Consider the following 5,976-nt stretch of genomic DNA (forward strand, 5'->3'; position numbering starts at 1 on the left):
CCCCCCCCCCCCCCCCCCCCCCCCCCCCCCCCCCCCCCCCCCCCCCCCCCCCCCCCCCCCCCTGCCCATATGAGAGAGCTGTTTCAGTCCGGGATATAGGCCCGGATACGAAGGGTAACGCCCAAGTCCTCGGTCAGCCTGCGGCAGCGGGCGATCTCCTCCGGCGTCTTTTCCTTGTCCACGATGGTCATGACCACGTGGGGCACGTACTCCCGGCACTCCCGGGCAAAGTCCAGCATGGCGTCCCACGCCTGCACGCCCTGGCGGGGCTTGGTGACGGCGCAGTACTCCTCCGGCGTGGAGCCGTTGAGGGAGATGGAGATGGTGTCAATGCGCCCCTGGAGCAGGGGGGCCACGTCCCGGCCCAGGAACAGGTTGGCGTGGCCGTTGGTGTTGATGCGCACCGGGGGCAGGTTGGGCACCCGCTTTTTCAGCTCGTCCACCAGCCACACGATGTCGTCGGTGCGGTACATGGGCTCTCCAAAGCCGCAGAACACCAGCTCCCGGTACTGGGAGAAGTCCCGGGCCAGCAGGTTGTCCAGGGCCTCCTGCCGGGTGGGCTCGTGCTCCAGCCACAGGTCGTCGGCGTAGATGGAGCCCTTGTGGCCGTTGTGGCGCAGGCAGAATACGCAGGCGCAGTCGCACCTGTTGGTGAGGTTCACGTAGAGCGCGCCCTCATACTCATAGGAAATGGTCATCATAGTGGATTACCTCCCTTATCAATTCCGATCCAGGACAGGCGGGCGGCCGGGGGCCGTCCGCCGCTCAGGCGATGCCGAAGAACTTCTTGCCGTTCTCCAGGGTAACGGCCTCCACCTCGTCCCGGGTGAGGCCCCGGAGCTGGGCCACCGTCTCGGCGGAGCGGGCGATCATGGTGGAGTCGCACCGCTGGCCCCGGTACGGCTCGGGGGCCATGTAGGGGGCGTCGGTCTCCAGCATCAGCCGCTCCAGGGGCAGCCAGCGGAGGATGTCGGGGGCCCGGCGGGCGTTTTTGAAGGTGATATTGCCGGTGAAGGAGAGCATCCAGCCCTTGTCCACCAGCACCTTGGCGTCCTCCAGGCTGCCGGAGTAGCAGTGGAACACCCCACGGACGCCGGGGTGGGCGCGGACGATGTCCAGGCAGTCCCGGTGGGCGTCCCGGTCGTGGACGATGGCGGGGAGGTTGAGCTCCTCCGCCAGGGAGAGCTGGGCGTCGAAGAAGTCCCGGGAGCCGGCCCGCTCCTCCGGCGTCTTGAGCCAGTAGTAGTCCAGGCCGATCTCCCCCACCGCCACCACCTTCGGGTGGGCGCACAGGGCCTTGACGGCGTCCAGGTCGGAGAGGGCCGCCCCCTCCAGATTCTCCGGGTGGTATCCGGCGGCGGCGTAGAGAAAGCCGTACCGCTCCGCCAGGGCGATGGACTGGCGGGAGGACTCCGGATCGCAGCCGGGGCAGACCACCAGGGCCACCCCCCGGCCGGGCAGGGAGGCGAGCAGCGCGTCCCGGTCGGCGTCGAAGGCCTCGTCGTAGTAGTGGGCGTGGGTGTCAAAAATCATAGGGCAGACCTCACAGTGTTGGGATGGGTTCTCCCTCTATGATAGCGCGGAACGGGCAAAAATACAAGAAGGGGGGGGGGGGGGGGGGGGGGGCAGGGTGAGGGCCGCCCGGGCCCCCCGGCCGGTGTTGGACAGCTCCAGCGTCCCGCCGTGGCGGCGGGCGGTCTGGCGGGCGAAGGTGAGACCCATGCCCATGTGGCCCTCCCGGGGCCGGCTAGCGTCGCCGGTGTAAAAGCCCCGCCCCGCCCGGGCCAGGGCCTCGGGGGAGAAGCCGGGGCCGGAGTCCTCCACGGCCACGGTGAGCACATCTCCCTCCACATACGCCGACAGGCGCACCGCGCCCCCCGCCGGGGTGAAGCGGGCGGCGTTGTCCAGCAGGTTGAGCACCGCCCGGTCCAACTCCGACCGGAACAGGGCGCAGGGGCGGGAGGCGGGGCAGTCCAGAGAAAAGCGCAGCCCTCTGGGGGCGCACAGGCCGCGCCCGGCGGCCGCCCAGCCCTCCGCCAGCGCGGACAGCTCCGCCGTCGCCCGTCCGCCCGCCTCCGCCGGGCCCCCGGTGGCGGTGAGGGCGCGGAGCTGCTCCATATAGTCCCGGATACGTCCGGCGCTGCGGAGAATGGCGTCCACGCGCTCCCGCTGGGCGGGGGAGAGGGCGTCCTCCTCCAGCAGCTCCGCGCTGCCGCTGACGATGGACAGGGGGGTCTTGAGGTCGTGGGCCAGGGCGGCCAGCGCCTGGGTGCGCTCCTGCTCCATGGCCCACTGCTCGGACAGAGACCGGGCCAGGGCCTTCCGGAGCTGCTCCATAGCGGCCAGGCTCTCCCCCAGCTCCCGCACCCGGGCCCCGCCGTCCAGGGGGAGGTCCAGCCGCCGGGCGGCGATGGCTCCGGTGGCGGCGGTGAGGAGGGCGGCGTCCCGCCGGAGCAGGCCGGCGAAGTGCCGGGTGGAGAGGGCCCCGGCGGCCAGCCAGGCCGCCAGCAGCACCGCCGTGGCGCAGGTCTGGAACTCCGGAAGCCTCCCCTGGAGCGCGGGGGAGCCGTAGGGCATGGAGTAGTCGAACTGGAGCAGGCACACCGTGCCGTCGGGGAGCTGGGCGGAGCGGTGGTACTGCTGGTAGGGGAAGCCGTGGAGGGTGCGGTCGCCCTCCAGCGCGGCCCGGGCATAGCCCAGGCGCCGCCCGTCCATGCCGCGCTGCCCCACCGCCTGGGCGGAGCCGTCAAAGACGGCCCAGCGGTAGTAGTGGGGCAGCTCCGCCGGGGTTAGCTCCCCGGCCTCCAGGGCGCGGACCAGCCCGTCCGCCTGCCCGGCGGCGGTGCCCGCCGGGAGGACAAAGCCGCTGCGGAGCAGGGCGGACAGGCCGCCCCACCAGAGGACGGCCAGCAGCACCACCGCCCCGCCGGTGACGAGCAGGTAGCGCCAGAACAGGGCGGTGAGCCCCGTCCGCCGCCTCATGCGCTTTCCCATTTGTAGCCCACCCCCCACACGGTCTGGATGGGGGAGAGCCCCACGGCCCGCAGCTTGGCGCGGATGTTCTTGATGTGCTCCGTGATGGCGGAGGAGTCCGCCGTGCCGTCAAAGCCGAATACCGCCTCGTAGATCTGCTCCTTGGTAAAGGTCTGGGCGGGGTGGGCGGCCAGATGGGCGCAGATGGCATACTCGCTTCGGGTCAGGTGCAGCGGTTCCTCCCCGCAGTAGACGGCCCGCTCCTCCAGATCGAAGTCCAGCCCGCCGCGGCGGATGCGGCTGCGGGGCGCCCGGGACTCCCGCCGCAGGTGAGCGGCCACCCTGGCCCTCAGCTCCGCGATGCGGAAGGGCTTGGACAGGTAGTCGTCCCCACCCAGCCCCAGGCCGGTGAGCACGTCGGCCTCCTCGGTCTTGGCGGTGAGAAAGAGAATGGGGCAGGCGGCCAGGGCGCGGATGCGGCGGCAGGTGGCAAAGCCGTCCTCCCCCGGCATCATCACGTCCAGGAGAATGCAGTCCGCCCAGCGGCAGTGGGCCTCGCTCACCGCCCCGCCGCGGTCGAGGAGGGAGACCTGGTGTCCGTCCCGCTCCAGGGCGGTTTTCAGCAGGGCGCGGAGATCCCCGTCGTCGTCCACCACCAGAATATGGGCCATGGATACCACCTCAGTTCAGCAGAAGATAGAGCCCCCACGACAGGGCGTAGAGGATGTAAATATGGGCGGGATAGAAGGCGTAGAACAGCCGCTTGTGGCCTCCGCCCCGCTGCCCATTATAGCACAGCATGAGGGGCGCGGCCAGGATGCCGTAGATCTCGTAGTACCGGGTGAAGAGCTGGCTCCAGGCGAAATCGGGCATCTGGGAGGCCATGAGGCCCATATACACCACCCCGTAAAGAAAATAGAACACGGCGAAGGCCAGTACCTGCCCCCTCCGGTTCCGGCGGAACAGGTAGAGCACCAGCCCCATGGCCAGCACCGGCCAACTGCTGTCCCCGGTGATGCCCCAGGCGGGGAGAACGGAGTAGGCCGCCAGGCCCACGGGGGTGGCCAGGGCGGGGACGGCCAGGGAGAGGGCGGAGGCCAGGAAGGGCCAGGCCAGGGGGAGAAGAAGCGCCGCCAGGCCCCGGACAATATGCCGCCGGCCCAGCCAGTCGATGCCCTGGAACATCACCATGAGAATCACAAAGGTGGTCATCATGCCGTTGGCGGGGTAGAACCCGTCGGGCCGCACCAGCACGTGGGCAAAGGCCATGAAGAAGAACAGGAGAGACATGGCGGTGGAGAGGACGTAGACCCTTGCGAAGTACCGCTTCCGGCTGTGGGTGTGGGTGAAGCCCTCCACCAGGCAGAACAGGAACAGGGGCGCGCCCAGCCGCCCCACCATACTGAACCACTCGGGGACGCACCCGGTAAAGCTGAAAAAGTAGTGAATGTGGTCCAGCACCATGGTGACCAGGGCGATCCATTTCAGCCCCGTCTCGGACAACCCCCGGGCGGGGGTGATATGATGTGTTTCCATTGCGGACAGCTCCTTTTTGTGGTCTGTCCACAGGATAGCAGGTAATTCTAAGGAATCTCTAAGGATATCGAAAAAGGCGGTCTTGACAGGGGAAGGGATGTATGGTAGGATAGCAGCCGGAACACGGGAATGAGGTTCTCCCGGGGCGCTGGCCCGAACCGCCGCTTGGCTGATGACTTCTGCAAGAGATTGCAGGGGGCATTGGCTTTTTTTCTGCCCTCTGGAGAGGAATGATTTGTTATGTTAACCAGTCTCGCCTATGTGCTGCTGCTGGGCATGGCCCTGGGGGCCATGCCCAGCAGGCTCCGCCTGCCGTCCCTGGTGGGGATGCTGCTGGCGGGGATTCTGCTGGGGCCCTGCGTACTTAACCTGCTCAGCCCATCCCTGTTAGGTATTTCCGCAGACCTGCGGCAGCTCGCCCTGGTGATCATCCTCACCCGGGCGGGCCTGTCCCTGGAGCTGGAGGATCTGCGCCGGGCCGGGCGGCCCGCCGTGCTGCTGTGCTTCGTGCCCGCTTCCTTTGAGGTGCTGGGCATGGTGCTGCTGGCTCCCCGGCTGCTGGGGGTGGACGTGTTGGACGCCGCCATTATGGGCGCAGTGGTGGGGGCGGTGTCCCCCGCGGTCATCGTTCCCCGGATGCTCAGGCTGATGGAGGAGGGCTATGGCGCAGACAAGGGCATCCCCCAGATGATTCTCGCCGGGGCCTCGGTGGACGATGTGTTCATCATCGTCCTCTTTACCTCCTTTACCGGCATGGCTCAGGGAGGCAGCTTTTCCCCTGCGGTCCTGGCGGGGGTGCCGGTATCCATTGTGCTGGGTGGGGCGGCGGGCCTGGGGCTGGGATACGTCCTGGCTAAATGCTTCACCCGCTTCCACCTGCGGGACTCGGCCAAGGTGGTGGTGCTGCTGGCGCTGGCTTTCCTGCTGGTTGCCCTGGAGGACGCGGCGGAGGGGGTGGTCCCCTTCTCCGGGCTGCTGGCTGTTCTGGGGACGGGCCTGGGCCTGCGCCGTTGGCGGAGGCCGGCGGCGGAGCGGCTCACTGCCAAGTTCGGTAAGCTGTGGGTGGCGGCCGAGGTGATGCTTTTTGTCCTGGTGGGGGCCGAGGTGGACATCGGCTACGCCGCGGCGGCAGGGCTGGCCGCCGTGGCCACGGTGCTGGGGGTGCTGTGTTTCCGGGCCGTGGGGGTGCTCCTCTGCGTGGCGGGGAGCCGCCTGAGCGGACGGGAGCGGCTGTTTGCCGTGCTGGCCTATCTGCCCAAAGCTACAGTGCAGGCCGCCATCGGCGGTGTCCCTCTGGCCATGGGCCTGGCCTGTGGGCAGGTGGTGCTCACCGTGGCGGTAGTCGCTATCCTGGTCACTGCCCCCTTGGGGGCCCTGGCCATCGACCTGAGCTTCCGGCGCCTGCTGCGCCGGGACAGGGGATAGAGAACAGCAAGGGGGGGGGGGGGGGGGGGGGGGGGGGGGGGG

6 protein-coding genes and 1 riboswitch are annotated in these 5,976 nt (G+C 69.1%); of the genes, 1 reads left to right on the plus strand and 5 read right to left on the minus strand.

What is annotated here, in order from left to right; all coding sequences use genetic code 11:
* Positions 1–83 precede the first annotated feature (83 nt).
* From ACESY8_RS12730 to ACESY8_RS12750, 5 genes are all read right to left on the minus strand, one after another.
* Positions 84–701 carry a TatD family nuclease-associated radical SAM protein gene (locus ACESY8_RS12730; protein ID WP_204681849.1) on the minus strand — a complete coding sequence of 206 codons (618 nt, stop codon included), beginning with the start codon at positions 699–701 and terminating at the stop codon, positions 84–86.
* Positions 702–765: 64 nt separating this feature from the next.
* Positions 766–1,533, minus strand: coding sequence for a TatD family hydrolase (locus ACESY8_RS12735; RefSeq protein ID WP_054339419.1), 768 nt, complete (start codon positions 1,531–1,533; stop codon positions 766–768).
* 36 nt (positions 1,534–1,569) lie between these two features.
* Complete coding sequence (locus tag ACESY8_RS12740; protein WP_498794763.1) at positions 1,570–2,994, minus strand: sensor histidine kinase; 1,425 nt, start codon at positions 2,992–2,994, stop codon at positions 1,570–1,572.
* Positions 2,979–3,644 (minus strand): response regulator transcription factor, encoded by a 666-nt coding sequence (locus tag ACESY8_RS12745; protein ID WP_007488927.1) that lies wholly within the window; start codon positions 3,642–3,644, stop codon positions 2,979–2,981. Before ACESY8_RS12745 ends, ACESY8_RS12740 begins: the two co-directional genes overlap by 16 nt.
* A gap of 10 nt (positions 3,645–3,654) precedes the next feature.
* Complete coding sequence (locus ACESY8_RS12750) at positions 3,655–4,509, minus strand: TraX family protein (RefSeq protein WP_054339459.1); 855 nt, start codon at positions 4,507–4,509, stop codon at positions 3,655–3,657.
* A gap of 116 nt (positions 4,510–4,625) precedes the next feature.
* Positions 4,626–4,698: riboswitch (Fluoride riboswitch) on the plus strand.
* 51 nt (positions 4,699–4,749) lie between these two features.
* Here ACESY8_RS12750 and ACESY8_RS12755 point away from each other — a divergent pair.
* Entirely contained in the window at positions 4,750–5,934 is a 1,185-nt protein-coding gene (locus tag ACESY8_RS12755) for a cation:proton antiporter domain-containing protein (RefSeq protein WP_498794764.1), read from the plus strand.
* Positions 5,935–5,976 lie beyond the last annotated feature (42 nt).

The organism is Clostridium sp. ATCC BAA-442 (assembly GCF_964239415.1).
In the GTDB taxonomy this organism is placed as follows: Bacteria; Bacillota; Clostridia; order Oscillospirales; family Oscillospiraceae; genus Flavonifractor; species Flavonifractor plautii.